At 71.4% G+C, this 18,979-nt stretch carries 22 protein-coding genes, 1 tRNA gene and 1 pseudogene; 9 read left to right on the top strand and 15 right to left on the bottom strand.

The annotated features are described in order from the left end of the window. The first annotated feature begins 45 nt into the window (after positions 1 to 45). Positions 46 to 2,217, top strand: coding sequence for an ATP-dependent RecD-like DNA helicase (locus tag ACIQU4_RS30335; protein ID WP_403737344.1), 2,172 nt, complete (start codon positions 46 to 48; stop codon positions 2,215 to 2,217). Positions 2,218 to 2,304: 87 nt separating this feature from the next. On the opposite strand, the gene ACIQU4_RS30330 is transcribed toward ACIQU4_RS30335, so the two are convergent. After that, positions 2,305 to 2,979, bottom strand: a complete 675-nt coding sequence (locus ACIQU4_RS30330; RefSeq protein ID WP_403737341.1) for a hypothetical protein — start codon at positions 2,977 to 2,979, stop codon at positions 2,305 to 2,307. Positions 2,980 to 3,026: 47 nt separating this feature from the next. On the opposite strand from ACIQU4_RS30330, the gene ACIQU4_RS30325 reads away from it, so the two are divergent. Then, positions 3,027 to 3,215: a DUF5703 family protein gene (locus ACIQU4_RS30325; RefSeq protein ID WP_030163089.1), complete on the top strand. Its 189-nt coding sequence runs from the start codon at positions 3,027 to 3,029 to the stop codon at positions 3,213 to 3,215. 63 nt (positions 3,216 to 3,278) lie between these two features. Here the strand turns inward: ACIQU4_RS30325 and ACIQU4_RS30320 are convergent, their stop codons facing one another. The 3 genes from ACIQU4_RS30320 to ACIQU4_RS30310 form a co-directional block, all read right to left on the bottom strand. Continuing rightward, the gene (locus ACIQU4_RS30320; protein WP_403737338.1) at positions 3,279 to 4,091 is read right to left on the bottom strand and encodes a chaplin family protein; all 813 of its coding nucleotides are present in this window, start codon (positions 4,089 to 4,091) and stop codon (positions 3,279 to 3,281) included. A gap of 97 nt (positions 4,092 to 4,188) precedes the next feature. Then, positions 4,189 to 4,422: a chaplin ChpH gene (gene chpH / locus ACIQU4_RS30315; RefSeq protein ID WP_403737335.1), complete on the bottom strand. Its 234-nt coding sequence runs from the start codon at positions 4,420 to 4,422 to the stop codon at positions 4,189 to 4,191. Positions 4,423 to 4,551: 129 nt separating this feature from the next. After that, positions 4,552 to 5,877 (bottom strand): M20/M25/M40 family metallo-hydrolase, encoded by a 1,326-nt coding sequence (locus ACIQU4_RS30310; protein WP_403737332.1) that lies wholly within the window; start codon positions 5,875 to 5,877, stop codon positions 4,552 to 4,554. A 170-nt stretch (positions 5,878 to 6,047) separates the two neighbouring features. On the opposite strand from ACIQU4_RS30310, the gene ACIQU4_RS30305 reads away from it, so the two are divergent. Together ACIQU4_RS30305 and ACIQU4_RS30300 are read left to right on the top strand one after the other, a co-directional pair. Next, positions 6,048 to 6,135: transfer RNA gene (locus ACIQU4_RS30305), tRNA-Leu, on the top strand. Positions 6,136 to 6,535: 400 nt separating this feature from the next. Continuing rightward, positions 6,536 to 7,192: a hypothetical protein gene (locus ACIQU4_RS30300; protein ID WP_403737329.1), complete on the top strand. Its 657-nt coding sequence runs from the start codon at positions 6,536 to 6,538 to the stop codon at positions 7,190 to 7,192. A gap of 60 nt (positions 7,193 to 7,252) precedes the next feature. Here the strand turns inward: ACIQU4_RS30300 and ACIQU4_RS30295 are convergent, their stop codons facing one another. The 7 genes and pseudogenes from ACIQU4_RS30295 to ACIQU4_RS30265 all read right to left on the bottom strand — a co-directional run bounded on the left by ACIQU4_RS30295 (position 7,253) and on the right by ACIQU4_RS30265 (position 10,109). Then, complete coding sequence (locus ACIQU4_RS30295; RefSeq protein ID WP_403737327.1) at positions 7,253 to 7,717, bottom strand: hypothetical protein; 465 nt, start codon at positions 7,715 to 7,717, stop codon at positions 7,253 to 7,255. 99 nt (positions 7,718 to 7,816) lie between these two features. Next, positions 7,817 to 8,041 carry a DUF397 domain-containing protein gene (locus tag ACIQU4_RS30290; protein ID WP_403737324.1) on the bottom strand — a complete coding sequence of 75 codons (225 nt, stop codon included), beginning with the start codon at positions 8,039 to 8,041 and terminating at the stop codon, positions 7,817 to 7,819. A 51-nt stretch (positions 8,042 to 8,092) separates the two neighbouring features. Next, complete coding sequence (locus tag ACIQU4_RS30285) at positions 8,093 to 8,317, bottom strand: hypothetical protein (RefSeq protein ID WP_403737321.1); 225 nt, start codon at positions 8,315 to 8,317, stop codon at positions 8,093 to 8,095. Next, positions 8,317 to 8,526, bottom strand: coding sequence for a hypothetical protein (locus ACIQU4_RS30280; protein ID WP_365955238.1), 210 nt, complete (start codon positions 8,524 to 8,526; stop codon positions 8,317 to 8,319). The genes ACIQU4_RS30285 and ACIQU4_RS30280 overlap by 1 nt, the downstream gene beginning before the upstream one ends. Before the next feature lie 117 nt (positions 8,527 to 8,643). Next, positions 8,644 to 9,492, bottom strand: a complete 849-nt coding sequence (locus ACIQU4_RS30275; protein WP_403737318.1) for a helix-turn-helix domain-containing protein — start codon at positions 9,490 to 9,492, stop codon at positions 8,644 to 8,646. A 27-nt stretch (positions 9,493 to 9,519) separates the two neighbouring features. Beyond that, positions 9,520 to 9,900: pseudogene (locus tag ACIQU4_RS30270) on the bottom strand (DUF6879 family protein); the annotation flags it as partial. Continuing rightward, complete coding sequence (locus ACIQU4_RS30265) at positions 9,867 to 10,109, bottom strand: hypothetical protein (protein ID WP_403737315.1); 243 nt, start codon at positions 10,107 to 10,109, stop codon at positions 9,867 to 9,869. The gene ACIQU4_RS30265 and the pseudogene ACIQU4_RS30270, both read right to left, overlap by 34 nt. A 392-nt stretch (positions 10,110 to 10,501) precedes the next feature. On the opposite strand from ACIQU4_RS30265, the gene ACIQU4_RS30260 reads away from it, so the two are divergent. Continuing rightward, positions 10,502 to 10,861 carry a zinc ribbon domain-containing protein YjdM gene (locus tag ACIQU4_RS30260; RefSeq protein ID WP_385589014.1) on the top strand — a complete coding sequence of 120 codons (360 nt, stop codon included), beginning with the start codon at positions 10,502 to 10,504 and terminating at the stop codon, positions 10,859 to 10,861. A 78-nt stretch (positions 10,862 to 10,939) separates the two neighbouring features. Here the strand turns inward: ACIQU4_RS30260 and ACIQU4_RS30255 are convergent, their stop codons facing one another. The 4 genes from ACIQU4_RS30255 to ACIQU4_RS30240 form a co-directional block, all read right to left on the bottom strand. Further along, positions 10,940 to 12,376 carry an amino acid permease gene (locus ACIQU4_RS30255; RefSeq protein WP_403737313.1) on the bottom strand — a complete coding sequence of 479 codons (1,437 nt, stop codon included), beginning with the start codon at positions 12,374 to 12,376 and terminating at the stop codon, positions 10,940 to 10,942. 278 nt (positions 12,377 to 12,654) lie between these two features. Continuing rightward, positions 12,655 to 14,199 (bottom strand): APC family permease, encoded by a 1,545-nt coding sequence (locus tag ACIQU4_RS30250; protein WP_403737311.1) that lies wholly within the window; start codon positions 14,197 to 14,199, stop codon positions 12,655 to 12,657. A gap of 86 nt (positions 14,200 to 14,285) precedes the next feature. After that, positions 14,286 to 15,233 carry a hypothetical protein gene (locus ACIQU4_RS30245; protein ID WP_403737309.1) on the bottom strand — a complete coding sequence of 316 codons (948 nt, stop codon included), beginning with the start codon at positions 15,231 to 15,233 and terminating at the stop codon, positions 14,286 to 14,288. 336 nt (positions 15,234 to 15,569) lie between these two features. Then, on the bottom strand, positions 15,570 to 17,225 hold the full coding sequence (locus ACIQU4_RS30240; RefSeq protein WP_403737306.1) for an FAD-binding dehydrogenase: 1,656 nt from the start codon (positions 17,223 to 17,225) through the stop codon (positions 15,570 to 15,572). 85 nt (positions 17,226 to 17,310) lie between these two features. On the opposite strand from ACIQU4_RS30240, the gene ACIQU4_RS30235 reads away from it, so the two are divergent. The 4 genes from ACIQU4_RS30235 (at position 17,311) to ACIQU4_RS30220 (ending at position 18,937) form a co-directional block, all read left to right on the top strand. Next, positions 17,311 to 17,832 (top strand): NUDIX domain-containing protein, encoded by a 522-nt coding sequence (locus ACIQU4_RS30235; RefSeq protein ID WP_403737303.1) that lies wholly within the window; start codon positions 17,311 to 17,313, stop codon positions 17,830 to 17,832. 9 nt (positions 17,833 to 17,841) lie between these two features. Next, a complete protein-coding gene (locus tag ACIQU4_RS30230) occupies positions 17,842 to 18,240 on the top strand; it encodes a YidH family protein (protein ID WP_403737301.1) in 399 nt (132 codons plus the stop codon). Further along, positions 18,237 to 18,557 (top strand): DUF202 domain-containing protein, encoded by a 321-nt coding sequence (locus ACIQU4_RS30225; RefSeq protein WP_403737298.1) that lies wholly within the window; start codon positions 18,237 to 18,239, stop codon positions 18,555 to 18,557. Before ACIQU4_RS30230 ends, ACIQU4_RS30225 begins: the two co-directional genes overlap by 4 nt. An 83-nt stretch (positions 18,558 to 18,640) precedes the next feature. Then, a complete protein-coding gene (locus ACIQU4_RS30220; protein ID WP_403737295.1) occupies positions 18,641 to 18,937 on the top strand; it encodes a hypothetical protein in 297 nt (98 codons plus the stop codon). The last annotated feature ends 42 nt before the right edge of the window (positions 18,938 to 18,979 follow it).

Here is an 18,979-nt window from a genome sequence, read left to right as displayed (position 1 = left end):
AGCGGGGGGCCCGGGGCGGAGCCCCCGGTTTCGGGCAGGGGCGGGGTGGGGGAAAGCCCCGCAGGGACGAGCACCGCCGACCGGCCCACCGACCCCGATGCGGCCGCACCCGGCGCGCCGGAGGCCGAGGACGACACGGCGCAGGAGCCGGTGGCGGAGGCCGCGGACGACGCACCCGGCGGGCCGGAGGCCGAGGACGGCACGGCGCAGGAGGCCGCGGAGCCGGGGGCCGCGGAGCAGGAGGCCGCGGAGCCGGAGGCCGCGACCGGCTCCGGCGAGGCCGCGCAGCCGGCGCTCAGCGAGGCCGCCGCCGAACTGGCCGCGCAGAAGGTGGAGCGGGAGCGGATCGCCCGCCGGAAGGCGGAGCGGCAGGGGCCCGTCGACGCCGGAGCCAAGCTCAGCGGGAAGGCCGCCGATCTGCTGGCCGCCGTACGGGCCGTGGAGAGCGGGGACAAGCCCTCCCCGGTGTACTTCGACGAGGCCCCCACCGCCCCCCGCAGGGCCCCGGAGGCTCCCGCGGCCCCCCGCCCCGTTCGGCCCGCCGCCCCGGCCCCGACCGCCGCCGGCATCGACGGCGTGCGCGCCGTGCTCGCCCGCGGCGCAGCCCCCGAGGCGCTGGCCGTCCCGGCCGCCACCGCCCTCGGCGAGGACGCCGCCGAGCAGCTCGCCCACGACCCCTGGCGGCTCCTCGCCGTCGCCGGCGTCCGCCCCACCCAGGCCGACGGCTTCGCCCGGGCCCTGCTCGGCCCCGACGCCGGTCCCGGCGACGAGCGGCGCGCCGCCGCCCTCGTGGGCTGGCTGCTGGAACAGGCCGCGCTGAAGGGGCATACGGCCCTGGAGGCCCCCACCCTCGAAGCCGCCCTCGCCCAGTACGGCGTCCCGGACCCCGCCGAGTCCCTGGAACAGGCCATCGGCGAGGGCACGGTCCTGGTGTTCCAGGAGCCGCTGGGCCCGCCCGTCGCCGAAGGCGAGGAGCAGCCCGTCCGCGTACTCGTCGGCCTGGAGGGCTACGCGCTGGCCGAGGAGAGCCTGGCCGACGGCCTGGCCCGGCTGGCCAACACCTTCAACGACCCGGCGGACTGGGAGAAGGCCGCCACCGGCCCCGGCGCCGAGCTGATCCGCGCCGTCTCCGGCCACGGCCTGGTCACCCACACCGGCGGCGAGGCGGCCCGCGCCGAACCGCTGGCCCTGCTGGCGGTCGCCCGCGACCAGGGCCTGCGCGTATGCCTGGCCGCGCACACCCCGGCGCACGGCGCCGTCACCGTCGCGGACCTGCTCTCCGGCGCCGCCGGGCCCGGCCGGGACGCCGACGGGCAGTTCGCCGTGGACCTGCTCGTGGTCCTCGACGCCCCGCAGCTGGACGTGGAGACCGCCGCCGCGCTCGTCGAGTCCGTCCCCGACGGGGCCCGCCTGGTGCTCTCCGGGGACCCCGGGGTACTCGGATCCGCCGGGCCCGGCCGGGTGTTCGGCGATGTCCTGGCGGCCCGAGCCTGCCCGCAGCTGGTCTCCCGCACCCCCGACCCGGGCCCGATCGGCGAACTCGTCTCGGGCATCGGCGTCGGCGAGCTGAACCAGGTCGACGCCCCCGGCAAGGAGGTCGTCATCGTCCCGGTGCGCGACGCCGGGGAGGCCGTCCACCGCGCCGTGCAGCTGGTGGCCGAGTCCGTACCGCGCGCCTTCGGGATCCCGGCGGACGCGGTCCAGGTCATCACCCCGGGCCACGGCGGCCCGGCGGGCACGAGGGCGCTGAACGCGGCCCTCAAGGAGCGGCTGAACCCCGGCCCCGGCCGGTTCGGCGGCTTCGACCCCGGCGACCGCGTCGTGCACGTGCCCTCGCCCGGGCGGGCCGTTGCGGCCCGGGTCGTGTCGGCCGACGCGCAGGGGCTGCACCTGGACGCCGCCGGCGCGCGGATCGTCGTACCGAAGGAGCAGGTGGAGTCGCAGGTGCGGCACGGCTGGGCGGTGACGGCGCACCAGGCCGTCGGCGCGCGCTGGCCGGCCGCGGTCGTCGTCCTGCCCGGAGACGCGGCGCAGGCCCTGTCCCGGGACTGGGTGTACACGGCGTTCGGGCGGGCGGAGCGCCACCTGTCCGTGGTGCACGGCGTCGACCAGGCGCTGCCTCGCGCGGTCGCCGAAGTACTGCCGAAGCCGCGTACGACCCGGCTGACCGGCCTGCTGCGGGCCCTCGTGGCGGCGGCGCAGGACCAGCCGGAGTGACGCCGCGGTGACCCGCACGCACCGCGGCCCCCGCCCTTCGGGGACGGGGGCCGCGGTGTCGTGTGCGCGGACCGGATCCGGCCGGGATCAGGCCGGGGTCAGGCCGGGCCGCGCCGGCTGGCCGCCCGACGCCTCTTCTTCCTCGTCCTCGTCGAAAGCGTCGGCCTCCTCGTCGAAGACGGAGCTGACGTCGAACCGGTGCAGTACGTCCTGCGGATCGGTGTGCCCGAAGGGCGAGCCCAGCCACTCCCCCGGTTCCGCCACCTCCTCGGAGGCGGCGATCCAGAGCGTGGAGTCCCCCTCCTCCAGGCCGAACTCCTTGTAGCGGGAGGCGATCTCGTCGGGCTCGTACTCCCCGAAGAGCACGCCCAGCGCACCCGCTGTGCCGCCGTCGAAGGCGAGCTCGGCCTCCCGGTCGTGCGCGGCGACGCGCTCGGCCTGGGCGATCAGCCTCGGCGGTTCGACGACCGCGTAGTCACGGCGGATGAGCACGCTGAAGGCGGCGGGCTCGGCGGGGCCTGTGTACGGGACACCGTCCTCGGGCGTGGGGATCTCGAACGGAGTGACCTCGTCGTACCGGTCGTAGAGGAGCTCGTCGTACTCCTCGGCGGCGGCGGCGAGTTCGTTGAAGGCGGCGTAGACGGCCGGGTCCTCGTCCCCGATCCTGCTCTCGACCGCGGCGAGGTGACGGTCGAGGGCGGCCTTGACCGCCTCGGCGGCGGCGCGTACCTCGGCAACACTGGGCAGAGCGGCATCAGACATAGTGCAGACGCTATCCGTAGCAGGGCTCTGCCCGCACAATAGATGCGATGCCGGAATACGAATTTGTCGACGTGTACGTGCCCCGCGGTGTGCCCCGCAAGGAGGCGACCCGCCTGCTCACCGACCATGCCGAGTACGGGAACTGGGAACTCGACCGCCTCACCCTGCTCCGGGACGGCAGTCGTCGGGTACGGCTGCGCCGGAGGATCATCCGTCAGGTCCGCGCCACGTGGTGACACGGTGCGGGTGACGCGGGCGCGGGCCCCGGATCGGGGCCCGCGCCGTACGGCCGCCGCCCGTCAGGCCGCGCTGCGGGCGCGCCGGTAGAGCACGGCGCCGGCCAGCAGCGTGCCGGCGGCGAGCGGAAGGCCCACGCCGAGGACGTCTCCGGCGCCGGTGGCGGCGAGCCCGGCCTGCTGGGCCGGAGCGATCCCCTGGCCGGGGTGGGTGACGGGAGTGACACCGCCCGTGCCGGGCCCGGTGGTCCCACCGGGAAGCCCGGGCGTACCCGGAGTCCCGGGAGTTCCCGGCTGGCCGGGATTGCCGGGCGTACCCGGAGTGCCGGGGTTGCCGGGGTTACCAGGCTGGCCGGGCGTGCCCGGGTTACCGGGCTGGCCGGGGTTGCCGGGCGTGCCCGGGTTACCGGGCGTGCCCGGGTTACCGGGCGTGCCCGGGTTACCGGGAGTGCCGGGGTTGCCCGGGTGGCCGGGAGTACCGGGGTTGCCGGGGTATCCGGGGTGGCCCGGGTGCTGCGGTTCGTCCTCGTCGCACGGCTCGTCCGGCTCCTCGGGCTCGCCCGGGTTGCCCGGGTGGCCGGGATTGCCCGGATGCCCCGGGTGACCGGGGTGGTTCGGCGTGGCCGAGTCGTTGGAACACCGGTTCCCGAAGGCCGGGTTGAGCAGCCCCACCACCGAGACGGTGTTGCCGCAGACGTTCACCGGAGCATCCACGGGTACGTGGTCCGAGTTCCCGGAGGCCACGCCCGGAGAGTTCGCGGCATGGCCGGACGTGCCGGAGTCCGCGTGTGCGTAACCCCCACCCAGCGCGAGCACACCCCCCGCCGCCGCCATGGTGATCAGGGTCTTCCTGGTGACCGCTGCCGGTCGTCGCATGTGTTTGTCCCCCTGCGGTGTAAGAACAGCCGGGCCTTGAAAGCCCGGCGGCCCCGGAGCGCTGGAATGCGCTCCGGGGCCCAGGACTTCAGACGCGTCAGGCGTTGACGCAGGTGTTGCCGAAAGCCGGGTTCAGCAGGCCGATCACGTTGACCGTGTTACCGCAGACGTTCACGGGAACGTGGACCGGAACCTGGACGACGTTGCCGGACAGGACGCCCGGGGAGCCGATGGCCGCAGCCTGCGCACCCGCGTCGGCGGCGGCGATGCCCGCACCCGCGAGAACCAGACCACCGGTGGCAGCCGCAGCGGCGACAACCTTCTTGAACATTGTTCCTCCTAGTTGGCAATGCGGTCCCAGCCGCGGACCGCACCACCTGTAACGAGGAGGCGTCACCAGGGCTACGAGCGTATGAGTGCATTCACTCTTCCCAGTGAGAAACGCACACCTTCCCGATTCTCAGCAGTTGTCGATGAATCGGTCCAGCACGCGCACGCCGAACTTCAGCCCGTCGACCGGCACCCGCTCGTCCACTCCGTGGAACATCCCGGCGAAGTCCAGCTCCGGCGGCAGCTGCAGCGGGGCGAAGCCGAAGCAGCGGATGCCGAGGTCGTCGAAGGACTTCGCGTCCGTACCGCCGGAGAGCATGTACGGGACCGCGCGCGCGATCGGGTCCTCGGCCTTGAGGGCGCCCTGCATGGCGTCGACGAGCTTCCCGTCGAAGTCCGTCTCCAGGGCCCTGTCCCCGTGCACGTCCTCGCGCTTCACGCGCGGCCCGAGGATCCGGTCGAGGTCGGCGAAGAACTCGTCCTCGTAGCCGGGCAGGAAGCGGCCGTCGACATGCGCGGTGGCCTGGCCGGGAATGACGTTGACCTTGTAGCCGGCGCCGAGCATGGTCGGGGCGGCCGAGTTCCGCAGGGTCGCGCCGACCATCTTGGCGATGCCGCCGAGCTTGGCCAGGGTCGCGTCCATGTCGTCCGGGTCGAGGGGGGTGCCGATCGCGTCCGAGAGCTCGTCCAGGAAGCTCCGTACGGTCTTGGTGACCCTCACCGGCCACTGGTGGCGGCCGAGCCGGCCCACGGCCTCGCACAGCTCCGTGATGGCGTTGTCGTTGTTCGTCATCGAGCCGTGGCCCGCGGTGCCCTCCACCGTGAGCCTCATCCAGTGCATGCCCTTCTGGGCGGTCTCCACCAAGTACAGCCGCAGGTTCTCGTTGACGGTGAACGAGAAGCCGCCGACCTCGCCGATCGCCTCGGTGACCCCGTCGAAGAGCCCGGGGTGCTTGTCCACGAGGTGCCGGGCGCCGAACACGCCGCCCGCCTCCTCGTCGGCGAGGAAGGCCAGCACGATGTCCCGCGGGGGCTTGCGGCCGCTGCGCAGCCGGTCGCGTACGACGGCCAGCGTCATCGCGTCCATGTCCTTCATGTCGACGGCGCCGCGGCCCCACACGCAGCCGTCTGCGATCTCGCCCGAGAAGGGGTCGTACGTCCAGTCGGCGGCATTGGCCGGGACCACGTCGGTGTGCCCGTGGATCAGCAGCGCCGGCCGCGACGGGTCCTCCCCCTCGATCCGCGCGACGGTCGAGGCGCGCCCCTTGTGGGACTCGAAGATCTGCGGCTCCAGCCCGACCTCCGCGAGCTTCTCCGCGACCCATTCGGCCGCCTTGCGCTCCCCGGGACCGGAGTGGTCCCCGTAGTTGCTGGTGTCGATCCGGATGAGGTCCCGGCAGAGGTCGACGACCTCGTCCTCGCCCGAGACGGTCCTGCCCGCGCTCGACTCGCTCACGCTGCTTCCTCCCACTGATCGGGTACCGACTGCCTCCCCATCCTCCCGCTTCACCCGGCTCTCCCCAAGGGCGATCCCCGGCCGCCGGGGGGTGTGATCGAGGACCCCGGAATGTTTGGTAATGTTTTCCACGTCGGAACGGCCCGCGAGGGACGCGAGACAGACACCTTGTCCGGGTGGCGGAATGGCAGACGCGCTAGCTTGAGGTGCTAGTGCCCTTTATCGGGCGTGGGGGTTCAAGTCCCCCCTCGGACACCAGCTGAGACCCCACTACACGTGGGGTTTTTTGCTTTTCCAGGCTGTGGCGTGACCAACCACGTGACCAGCAGCCCAGCGAATCCCCAGGTCAGACCAGGGATGACAGGCCGAGTCGGCCCGCACCGGAGGCGGCGAGCTTCCGCGCTCCGTCCTTACGTGAGTGCCCGTACCGGGCCATCGTGTAGCCCGGCGAGTGGTGCCGGACGTTCGCAGAGACCTCCGTCTGACTGGGCCAAGTACGTCGGGGAGTCCGAAGCGGCCGGAGGGTCGTACAACCGCATCCTGCCCTTCCTGCTCGGTGCTGTGCTGTTGCGATGCTGGACGACGACCGCATGAGCCTGCCCAGGTGGACGGTTCCGAGCTGTCCGACGCTTACGGATGAGCCACCGCACGACCCCGCGTGATCACCCTCTCTGAGGACGCCCGCCCGCTGTGGCGGATCGTTCGCCGGTACGCGCGCATCCTGGGCGAGACCCTGCCCGAAGGGCAGGCCGTGTTCATCGAGCGCACTGCGGAACAGACCCTTCGGGTAGCGGCCTGCCTTGCCGCATCCGAGTGCTCCGGGATCATCACGGACGAGATCCTGTCCGCAGCCTTCACACTCGTACGCCGTTCCGTCCAGGACGCGGTACGGATCACCAAAGGGGCCGACGCCCCGAGGGCGAAGCGGCAGCCGCTCGGTCTTGCGGACAAGGTCCGTGCCCGGATCGAACTGCACGGCGGACGGGCCACTTCCTCCCAGGTCCTCCCGTACGTAGGGGCGACCGCCGAAGAGGTCAAGGCACTGCCCGGAATCGTCGTCACCGTGGAACGGTCAGGAAAGACGGGCCGACCGGCGACGGTTTTCACGCTCCGCGGTGACACTCCCGTTCACACAGAGCAGCCGAACTCTTCTCCCACCCCTCAGCCGGCCAGCGCGGAGCGTGACGTGAAGCGCCTCACGGTCGTCCAGATGGACGCCTACCGCCCGACCCCGAAGCAAGCCCTCGTGGATGTGCCAGTGCAGCGGCAGGTCGCCCCGGTTTCCGATGCCAACCCGTTCCGCGCACTGCTCTGAACGGTCCACCAAGCGAATCAAGCCCCGGCCAATCGGCCGGGGCTTGATTCGTTGCTTCGACTACTCCAGAGGACAGGGCAGATGGCGTTCAGCGCGGTTCGGTGAGCAGGTCACTACGGCCACGGAATGGAAGACCTTGCCGCTGAGGTAGTGGCCAAGAGACACATCCCCGCCCCACGTCAGCCGCTCAACGGCCGACTTCACCAGGACCACGAGACGCGTCACCTCAGCGTCTTGGATGGAGCCAAACCGGGGCGCGAACTCTGCGAGTTGAAGCCCCACCCATTCCCCGGCCTCCTTGGGCTCCTTCCACGTTCCGCGCACCAAGGAAGCGGGCTTCATAAGCCAGTGCGCTGTCTGGATAGGCGGGAGGTCGGAGTACGGGAACTCCGCCACCACCTGACGGTGGCGCTGTCTCACATCTTCCGGACTGGTAGCGGTCGGCTGCTCCCCGGGCGGCCGACGAAGCCCCTCCTTGTCGAACGCCGACTTCTCCCCAACCCATGCGTAGCCGTGGTGATGCACTGCTCTGCTCCGATCCTGGGAATGGCGACGGCCCCGCCCGTCGGCGTGTGGGCGGGGCCGTCATTCAGGGGTGGTGCGGGACCGCTAGCCGGTGCTCGGCTATGCGGAGAGGTCGAAGCGCGCGGGGTTGATGCCCGCCGCGTTCAGCTCCTCAGTGGTGAAGCGCAGCGGCTGCACGTCCGGGCGCTTGCTGTCACCCAGGGCCCACGCGTCGGGGCCGATCTTGGCGAGTGTCACGCACGCTTCGCCGTCCGGGTGGGTGTTGCCTCCGCATGCCTTCGAGAAGGCGGCGGTGTCGATGTCGAGCGCGTACAGGTCGGTCATCGTGGCCCTTCCTGATCTACTGACGGCCCGCTGAGGGCCGTCTCCCGCCCCTCAGTGGGCGGAAGTCCTCGTGCCCCTCATGGCCTCGGCTATCTGCTCCACCACGTCCGCCGGGAGCATCCCCAGATGGACGTAGGGCAGGCCGTTGTAGGTGACCGCGGGCCGCGTTCCGGCCCATGTGGCCTCGGGGGCACCGAGAGCGGCCAAGGCTGCGCGGAAGGATTCGAGCGCGTCGGTGGCTCGTGTGTGGCTGTCCCGCCACGTCTGCATGTCCATCACGCGGCCACCGTGCGGGCGGGGCACTTGTCGTGCCGGTAGACGGGGGCGGGCGCGCCCGAGGTACGGTCAATGGCCCCTCGGAGGGCCGGCTCCAGGTCCCCGATGGGCCGGTGACAGGCGGAGCACTCGTGTCCGGGCGCGTAGGTCAGGTACTCCCATGCGTCCCGGTCGAACTCCGGGGCCTTTGCCTTCTTCGCCCTTGCCATGTCGCACCCCTAACCGCACACGCACACTGTGCGGTGCTCGCCGTCGCTCGCTGTGAGGACAACGTTAGGGAGGGTGCTAGCGAGGCATCCACGTTCTTGCATGAACTTGCACGCGAACTACCCGAGAGAGTTGATCGCTTCTGAGATCAAAGCCCGAGCGGGAGCACCGTGCACGGCGATCTTGGACAGCTCGGAGAAGGCTTTCGAGTAGGTGGCAACCTCGCTCGGCGCCGAGACGTTCACGGCAGCCGTCAGCAGTTCGACGCTCGCCTGTCGACTGTCGAACAAGTAGAAGGCTTCCAGCGGCCAGATGCGCCGCTGGGCCCTGAAGGGGATCACTCCCAGGCTCACGTTCGGCAGGGCCATGACCGCCAGCAGGTAGCCGAGTTGGCCAGCCATGGTGGCATCGTCGCCGATGCGGTAGCGGAGCACCGTTTCTTCCAGGAGCAATGCGAACCGGTGGTCGCCTTCGTGTAGGACGCGTGAGCGCTCAATTCGGGAGGCAGCTGCCGTTTCCGAGTCGTCCGGGGTTCCCTGAAACGCGGCGATCGTGGACAGCAGGGCTGCCGCGTACGTCTCCGTCTGGAGCATCCCCGGGACCACGTTCGAGCAGTACACGCGGAAATGGCGGGTTCCTTCGTACAGGGGAACGACTTCCTCTTGCGCTCGGCGCATCCCGTGACGATGGAGCTTCTGCCAGTGCACGTACATCTGATCGGCTTGCCGATTCGCCGCGATCAGGTCGGCGGTCTGATCCTCCGCTCCGCACGCCTTGCACCAAGCACGGATGTCGGCATCGGAGGCGGGGGTCTTGGCCCGCTCGATGCGTGAAGATTTGGCTGGACTCCAGCCACACCGAAGAGCCAGCTCATGCCCGGTCAGCTCCGAGTCTCGGCGGAGAGCCCCAAGGCGGGCGGCGAGGGCTTCGCGGGCGGCCTGGGCACTGGATGACGGTGACGCGGACATGAGTTGGCTCTTCTAAGTTTCGTGAGGTCAGACCGAGTACTTCTCGTGCGGGATGCCGCGCTCCCAGACCGCTTCGAACGCGGCCGACGCCATGTGGGCTACGGCCGGTTCGGAGCGAACCTCCCAGCCCGGCTCGGACCAGTTTCCATCCCCGGAGAAGTGGTTGAAGAGCGCGATCTCTCCGTCGAACACCCAGCAGTCGTTTCCGGGAAGCGCGATGTCCGACGCCTGCCGCCTGGGCAGCCAGCGGACTTGCTCCCCGGCGTGGAGATTGACCACGGTGCCGGCGTGCTCGTACCGGATGTAATCCGTGACCGGCTCCGAGACAACCCGAGCACGGCGGACGACTACGCCTCGGGCCACAGTGCCACGAATCAAATCAACCCACGGCGCCCAGTAAGCATCGGCACCATGCGGGCCGGAATACGAATCACGGCTTCGTGCGGAGGGATGCCCGGGGCATGTCCGGGAGCCTCGAACACCGCGCACTCAGCCTCCAGCTTCTCGTCTGGCCTCCAGCCCTGAAGCACCAGCTCCCCCTTCTCCTCGTCCACCCATACGGTGGGGGAACCCTGCTGCCCGGTGTCTGGATCAATCCCGATGAACCGTAGTGCCATGACTGCCTCCGGTGGCGAGTGGCTTACGCCAACTTGCACGAGCTTCGTCCTGAAGGCACGGCAGCGTCAAGGTTGGCGAGAGTCTGCACGGTCGGTGTAGAGCGGTTCTCAGCCAGCCTGGACGCCCTGCCGTGAGGGAGGGAGGACCGGGATGGTCACGTGACCAACGCATGACCAACAGCGGCCCGAAACACCGAGAAACAGGAGGTGAGCGGGACCAACCGTCGAGCGCGCTGTAGGGTGCCCAGAAGGGTATTCGTGCAGGTCAGCGAGCCAATGAGCTGGTGCCCGAGTGGAGAGTTCAAGTCCCCCCTCGGACACAGAGCGAGAACCCCACTTCGGTGGGGTTTTCGGCGTTTTCGGGCCGTTCCGCGTCGGGCTACCCTGAAGGCGTGATCGAGAACCTGCCGCCCTGCCCGAAATGCTCCTGCGAGTACACCTACGAGATGAACGCCCTCGTGGTGTGCCCCGAGTGCGGCCACGAGTGGGTTCCAGCCGAGGGCGGTGCTCAGGCCGGGGAGGCTTCCGGGGAGAAGGTCGTCAAGGACGCGGTGGGCAATGTGCTCAGCGACGGCGACAGCGTGACCGTGGTCAAGGCGCTCAAGGTCAAGGGCAGCCCGTCCGGGATCAAGGCGGGTACGAAGGTGCGCAACATCCGGCTCATCGACGGCGTGGACGGCCACGACATCGACTGCAGGATCGAGGGCTTCGGTGCCATGCAGCTGAAGTCCAGCGTGGTCAAGAAGGCCTGATCCACGGCCCCACGGCAACGAGAAGGACCCCGCCCTCGGGCGGGGTCCTTCTTCGTTCGGTACGCGGCCGGGGAGCCGTCAGCGGTTCGCGGCGATCTCCGCCACGCGGCGGCGGACCAGGAACCAGCCGCCGACGAGCGCGGCCCCGATGACGGGGACGCACATGACGGTGGTGCGGCCGACGCCGCCGTCGCACCACATCAGGACCAGCACGGCGACCAGGAACACCAGCGTGACGATCTGCGTGTACGGGGCCCAGGGCAGGCGGTAGGACGGGCGCTCCAGGCTGCCCTCCTGCGCGCGGCGCCAGAAGAACAGCGAGCAGATCATGACCATGCCCCAGGTGCCGAGGATGCCCAGCGAGGCGAAGTTCAGGACCAGCTCGAAGGCGTCCTTCGGCATCAGGTAGTTCAGGCCGACGCCGGCGAGGCCGAAGGCGGCCGTGAAGAGCACGCCGCCGTAGGGGACCTTGCCCTTGTTCATGCGGGCGGTGAACTTCGGCGCGGAGCCGGACATGGCCATCGAGCGCAGGATGCGGCCGGTGGAGTAGAGCCCGGAGTTCAGGCTGGAGAGCGCGGCGGTCAGGACGACCAGGTTCATGACGCCGGCGGCGCCGGGGACGCCCAGCTTGTCGAAGACGGTGACGAAGGGGCTCTGGTCGGAGGAGTACGAGGTGTACGGGAGCAGCAGCGCGAGCAGGATCACCGAACCGACGTAGAAGAGGCCGACGCGCCACATGATCGAGTTGATCGCCTTCGGCATGATCTTCTCGGGGTTCTCGGTCTCACCGGCGGCGACTCCGCACAGCTCGACGGAGGCGTACGCGAAGACCACGCCCTGGAGCAGCAGGAGCATCGGGAGCATGCCGGACGGGAAGATGCCGCCGTTGTCGGTGATCGAGGACAGGCCCGGGGTGTGGCCGTCGATCGGGTGGCTGGTGGCGACCAGGTAGATGCCGACGAGCAGGAAGACGCCCAGGGCGGCGACCTTGACGAGGGAGAACCAGAACTCCATCTCGCCGAAGTACTTCACCGAGATCAGGTTCGCGGTGAGGACCACGGCGAGGGCGATCAGGGCCAGGATCCACTGCGGGACGCTGGTGAACATGGACCAGAAGTGGGCGTAGGTCGCGGCGGCGGTGATGTCGGCCACGGTGGTCGTGGACCAGTTCAGGAAGTACAGCCAGCCGGCCGTGTAGGCGCCCTTCTCCCCCATGAACTCGCGCGCGTACGAGACGAACGCGCCGGAGGAGGGCCGGTAGAGCACGAGCTCGCCGAGGGCCCGGACGACGAAGAAGGCGAAGATGCCGCACACCGCGTAGGCGATCGCGAGGGAGGGGCCCGCGTCGGCGAGCCGGCCGCCGGCGCCCAGGAACAGGCCGGTGCCTATCGCCCCGCCGATCGCGATCATGTTGATGTGGCGGGACTTGAGGTCCTTGCTGTAGCCCTCGTCACCGGCGTCGACGTGGCGGGAGGACGCCGGGGCGGGGGCCTCGGTCAAGGTGCGGTCACTCATGTAGGACTTCGCCTTCGTGGGTGGGACGGCAGGCCCGGACCGCCGTGCAGGGGAGCTGGGTGGTGTCACCTGTGCGGGGTTCCGGTGGTTTTTGTCGCCCCAGGAGACCATGAGGCCCGGCTATGGCCAAAACCCGGCCTCCCCACGCGGAAGCCCCCGGCGACCATGGAAACGGGCGCCGGGGGCTTCGTACGAGCTGGAAAGCGAGGCGGAGCGGGTCTTTCGCGGGGATCGGCCGCCGGGGTCGGCTGCCGGGGGCCGGGGATCGGCCGCCGGGGTCAGTCGCGGGGGCCGGCCTCCGCCGCCTGGTCGAGGCGGAAGGCCTCGTTCCCGAGGCCGATGCGGGCGTGCACCTCGGGGCGGCGGCTGCGCAGGACGGCCCCGTACAGCAGCCCGCCGACGACGGCGGCGCCGATGATCCCGGGCAGGACCCAGCTGAGCGCGGAGCCCTTCTCGGCGCCGACCAGGACGTCGAAGTCCTTCACCGTGTAGACGGCGATGCCGAGCAGGGCGATCCCGGCGGCGCCGGCCGCGACGAGCCGCCAGACCTGGGCGCCGGCGGTGCCGCGGCGGACGAAGAAGGCGATGACGGCGAAGGAGGCGGCTGCCATGAGGAGGGTCACGCCGAGGGCGCCGACGTTGCCCATCCAGGTGAACAGGTGCAGGACGGGCGTGGTGGGGTCCCCGGCCGGCTGGTCGTCGGTGAGGGCGAAGGCGAGGACGACGAGGGTGGAGATGACGGTCTGGAGGAGCGAGCCGGTGGCGGGGGCGCCGGTGCCCGCGTTGGTCCGGCCGAAGGCGGCCGGGAGCAGGCCCTCGCGGCCCATGGCGAAGGCGTAGCGGGCCACCACGTTGTGGAAGCTGAGCATGGCGGCGAACATGCCGGTCACGAAGAGGACGTGCAGGACGTCGGTGAAGGTGGTGCCCAGGCGGCTCTCGGTGAGCTGGAAGAGCAGGCCGGGGCCGGCTTCCGCGGAGGTCTTGACGACCTCGGAGGGGCCGGTGGCCACGGTGAGGGCCCAGGCGCTGAACGCGAAGAAGAGGGCGACGAAGCCGACGGCCAGGAACATCACGCGGGAGACGACGATGTGGGGCTTGCTCGTCTCCTCGGCGTACACCGGGGACTGCTCGAAGCCGACGAAGGCGGCGATGCAGAAGCAGAGGGCCGTGCCGAGGCCGGGTCCGCTCAGGGTCTCGGGGTTGAAGGCCTGCAGCGAGATGCCTTCGGCGCCGGGCTTGCCGAGCGCCGCGACGTCGAAGACGACGACGAGGACGACCTCGATGAGGAGGAGGACGCCGAGGACCTTGGCGTTGAGGTCGATCTTGAGCCAGCCGAGCGCGCCGGTGACGGCGACGGCCGCCAGGGCCGGTATCCACCAGGCGAGGTCGGTGTGGAGGTACGTGGCGAAGAGGCCGGAGATCTCGAAGCCGAGGATGCCGTAGACGCCGACCTGCATGGCGCTGTACGCGACGAGGGCGACGAGCGAGGCGCCGGCGCCCGCGGTGGGGCCGAGGCCGCGGGCGATGTACGCGTAGAAGGCACCGGCGTTGTGGACGTGCCGGCTCATCTCGGCGTAGCCGATGCTGAAGAGCGCGAGCACGACGCCGAGGATCACGAACAGCAGGGGCTGGCCGACGATGCCCATGACGCCGAAGGTGGTGGGCATCACGCCGGCGACCACCATCAGGGGCGCGCTGGCGGCGAGTACGGAGAGCAGCAGTCCGGCGGTGCCGAGGCGGTCGGCGCGCAGGGCGCGGTCCTGGCCCTTGTAGGTGCGGATCTCGGGCGCGGTGCTGAGCGTGGTGGATCTGCCCGTCGCCATGGCGGGGTGTCCTTTCGGGGAAGGTCGGGGGAAGGTCGTACGGAGCGGAGCGGAGCGGAGCGGGGGTGCTGTGCGGCCCCGCCGCGTCAGGCCGTGCCGAGCGCGGCGCTGCGGGCGGCGAGGAAGGCTTTGTGCGGGTCGAGGTCGGGATAGGACCAGGGGGCGGGCGTGGCGTGGCTGCCGATGCGGTGGAAGAGGGCGGCGGCCTCGGCGGAGCGGCCCTCGCAGAGCTTGGCGTGGGCCAGGAAGTTGAGGTCGACCCGGTTGCGGGGGTGGTCCTCGCGCTCCCACTCCAGCCACCAGTCGAAGGCGGAGCGCAGGACCTGGCGGGCGCGGCGGCTCGACCAGTGGGCGGCGGCCCCGTCGGGGGTGCGGCCCTGGGTGGCGGCGAGCACCCGGTAGCGCTCGGCGTGGGCGATGACCGGGAGGACCGCGAGGGGGGAGTCGGCCGGGGACTCCTCGGCGGCCCAGGCGGCGAAGTCGTAGACCTCGTGGAGCGGGTCGTGGCCGGTGGCGGGGGTGTGTTCGGCCAGCCTGGCGACCATCAGGTGGTGGGCGTGGTGGTGCTCGCGGTGGCGGACCCGGACCTGGTCGAAGTGGCGGCTGAACTCCTCCTCGCTGCCGAAGGCCCGGGTGAGCATGAGCAGTCCCAGCCAGGGGGTGGGGTCGGCGGGGAGCAGGGCGGCGGCCCGGCGGCAGGCCTCCTCGGCGGCCTCGGGCGTGCCCTTGCGGCGCAGGGCGGTGAAGACGGCGGCGCAGGCGAGGAGGGTGGCGGCGTCGGGGCTCTCGGGTTCTGCGAGCAGCCATTCGCGGGCCCAGGCGGTGGCCGCCGGGGTCTCGGCGAGGACGACGAGGCGGTGGCCGCGGCGGTCCCAGTCGTCGCCGGTGGCGACGAGGAGGGAGCGGGCCTTGGCCCAGCGGCCCTGGGTGAACTGGGCGCGTACGTCGACCAGTTCGGTGTCGCACAGGGCCGGGTCGAAGAGCTGGGCGTCCCGCTTGCGGGCGCGGCCGAGGGGCGGCGGAGGCGGGGACATCCGCGGGATTCCCTCCAGGACACGGGCGCGGGCGGACGATATGGCTGAATGATCACGCACAGCAAAGCGGTAGGCACAGCTCCGCGTCAAGGTCCGGTCGGGTGCGTGGCGCGTTTCAACTGGTATGGACATGACGACAGTTGGCGCGTTTCCACTCCTTCGCGGCCGCGGCGGGGGCGAAGACCTCGACGACGGGGCGGCCGGCCGGGTACGAGGTCGCGGGCGACCCGCTGCCGGCGGTGGGCGAGCGCTGCGCGTCTGTGGCCGAATGGCGCGCTACGGAACGCATCCGGGATCGTCGAGCGCCTTCCGTAGCCGTCGCCGGACACTCCCTGGCTAGCCCACCGCCTTGGCCGCCGCGCGACCGGCCGCGCGGCCCGAGAAGATGCAGCCGCCGAGGAAAGTGCCTTCCAGGGCGCGGTAGCCGTGCACCCCGCCGCCGCCGAAGCCGGCCGCCTCGCCCGCCGCGTACAGGCCGGGCAGCGGCTCGCCGGACCCGGTGAGGACCCGGGAGGACAGGTCGGTCTCCAGGCCGCCCAGCGACTTTCGGGTCAGGACGGAGAGCCGTACGGCGATCAGCGGGCCCGCCTTCGGGTCGAGGATCCGGTGCGGGGCGGCGGTGCGGATCAGCTTGTCGCCGAGGTACTTGCGGGCGCCGTGGATGGCCGTCACCTGGAGGTCCTTGGTGAACGGGTTGGCGATCTCCCGGTCCCGGGCCACGACCTCCCGGCGGAGGGTCTCCTCGTCGAGCAGGTCCTCCTTGGTGACCGCGTTCATGCCGCGCACCAGCGAGGCGAGGTCGCGTTCGACGACGAAGTCCGCGCCGCGGTCCATGAAGGCCTTCACCGGCCCCGGCACGGCCTGCCGCGCCCGGTCGATGACGTCGCGGACCGACTTTCCGGTCAGGTCCGGGTTCTGCTCGGAGCCCGAGAGGCCGAACTCCTTGCCGATGATGCGCTGGTTGAGGACGAACCAGGTGTGATCGTGGCCGGTCTTCATGATGTGGTCGAGGGTGCCGAGGGTGTCGAACCCGGGGAAGAGCGGTACGGGCAGCCGCTTGCCGGTGGCGTCCAGCCAGAGCGAGGAGGGGCCGGGCAGGATGCGGATGCCGTGCCTGGCCCAGATCGGGTTCCAGTTCTCGATGCCCTCGGTGTAGTGCCACATCCGGTCCTTGTTGATGTGGCTGGCCCCGGCCTCCTCCGCGATGCCGAGCATCAGGCCGTCCACGTGCGCCGGGACCCCCGAGAGCATCCGCTGCGGCGGGGTGCCGAGCCGGTCCGGCCACTGCTCGCGTACGAGGTCGTGGTTGCCGCCGATGCCACCGCTGGTCACGATCACCGCCTGGGCCCGGAGGGAGAAGGCCCCGGTGCTCTCGCGGCCGCTCGCGGTGCCCCGTACGGCGTCGGAGGGCTCCAGTACCTCGCCCGTCACGGTGTCCAGGGCGCCGGCCGTCCGGGCGAGCCCGGTGACCCGGTGCCGGAAGCGGAGCTGGACCAGGCCGCGGGCCACCCCGGCGCGGACCCGCCGCTCGAAGGGGGCGACGAGGCCCGGCCCGGTGCCCCAGGTGATGTGGAAGCGGGGGACGGAGTTGCCGTGGCCGTTGGCGTCGTAGCCGCCGCGTTCGGCCCAGCCGACCACCGGGAAGAAGCGGACGCCCCGGGCGTGCAGCCAGGGCCGCTTCTCGCCGGCCGCGAAGTCGACGTACGCCTCTGCCCAGCGGCGCGGCCAGGCGTCCTCCTCGCGGTCGAAACCGGCGGTGCCGCTCCAGTCCTGGAGGGCGAGCTCGCGGCTGTCCTTGATGCGCATCCGCCGCTGTTCGGGCGAGTCGACGAAGAACAGCCCGCCGAAGGACCAGTGCGCCTGCCCGCCTATCGACTGCTCGGGCTCCTGGTCGAGCAGGATGACCTTGCGGCCCGCGTCGACGAGCTCGGCGGTGGCCACGAGGCCGGCGAGCCCCGCCCCGATCACGATCACGTCTGCGTCGTACGTCATGGCGAACCCGTCCTCCGGTCGGTGGTGGGGCAGATCCTTGGCTACGGAGCGGTAACCAGTCAACAGCGGTGGTTGGATGAGCCTCGTGAGTGCTGCTGATGAGGTGTTGGACGTGGTGGACCGGGACGACCGGGTGACCGGGCGGGCGCCGCGGGGCGAGGTGTACGCGGACGGGCTGCTCCACCGGTGCGTGTTCGTACAGGCCAGGGACGCGCTGGGGCGGATCTTCGTGCACCGGCGGACGGCATCGAAGCTGGTCTTCCCGTCCGCCTACGACATGTTCGTGGGCGGGGTGGTGGGCGCCGGCGAGGGCTACGCCGAGGCCGCGCTGCGGGAGGCCGAGGAGGAGCTGGGCGTGGCGGGGCTGGCGCAGCCCGTGCCGCTGTTCAAGTTCCTGTACGAGGGGCCGGGCGGGGCCTGGTGGTCGTACGTGCACGAGGTGCGCTGCGAGCTGCCGGTGCGGCCGCAGGAGTCGGAGGTGGCCTGGCACGCGTGGCTCTCCGAGGAGGAGCTGGCGGGGCGAATCGCGGACGGGGAGTGGGAGTGGGTGCCGGACGGGCTGGAGGCGTACCGGCGGCTGCGCGCGCACCGGGAGTCCCGCCAGTAGATTGGCCGGGTGATCGACTTCGTCAAGGACGTGCGCCTCTGGTTCGCGCCGCAGCGGGTGAGGGACGAGGGCGAGACCCCCGACTACCGGTTCTCGCTGGCCAACGAGCGGACCTTCCTGGCCTGGATCCGGACCGCCCTCGCCCTGGTGGGCGGCGGGTTCGCGGTGGACCAGTTCCTGCCGGACCTGCGCTGGGGCGTGCGGGTCGGGATGTCCATCGCGCTGCTCGCGGTGGGCGCCGCCTGTGCGCTGCGGGCGGTGAACCACTGGGTGCGGTGCGAGCGGGCGATGCGGCGGGGCGAGGACCTGCCGGTCTCCCGGTTCCCGGTGGTGCTGAGCCTGGGGGTGGGGCTGGTCGCGGTGTCGATGATGCTGGTGGTGCTGATGGGCTGGACGAGCGGGCGGTGACGGCCTCCGGCAGGGCGGGGCGCGACGCGGGGCTGCAGCCCGAGCGGACCCGGCTCGCGTGGCGGCGTACGACGCTGGCGTGCTCGGTGACGGCGGTACTGGCGCTGCGGACGGCGCTGCGCGGGTCGGGCTCGCCGGTGGAGGTGGTCGGGGCGGCGGTGATCGCGCTGATCTGGCTGGCGTTCCTGGGCGTCGCGCACCGGCGGGTGCGGCAGCTGGCGGCGGCCCGGCCGCCGGGGCTCTCTCCGCGCTCCGCGCTGGCGGCGGTGGCGTGCACGGTGGCGCTGTCGGTGGTCGCGGTGGCGGTCATCTTCTGAGCTGCCGATCGGATGATCCGCCTTATGCGTGCCGCCTGGGACACAACAGGCGATAAGGGATGTTCCGCACTAGCCTCGGCGCCATGACGACCACGCACCAGGAACACCCCACGCACGCGCACACCCACGGCCCCGACTGCGGCCACACCGAGGTGTCCCACGGGGACCACGTCGACTACGCGCACGACGGCCATCTGCACCGCGAGCACGCGGGGCACTGGGACGAGTGCGAGCCCGCGGGGCACGCCGCCCACGCGGAGCACGACCACGCCCACGGGCCGGCCTGCGGGCACGAGGCCGTGCGGCACGGCGACCACGTGGACTACGTGCACGACGGGCACCGGCACGCCGAGCACGACGGCCACTACGACGACCACTGACCGCCGCCGGAGGTACCACCGGCCGGCCGAACGGCTGACCGA

This window comes from Streptomyces sp. NPDC090741 (assembly GCF_044769045.1).
Classification (GTDB): Bacteria; Actinomycetota; Actinomycetes; order Streptomycetales; family Streptomycetaceae; genus Streptomyces.
Note: the sequence above shows the minus strand (reverse complement) of the source record. Positions and strands in the feature narration are given on the sequence as shown.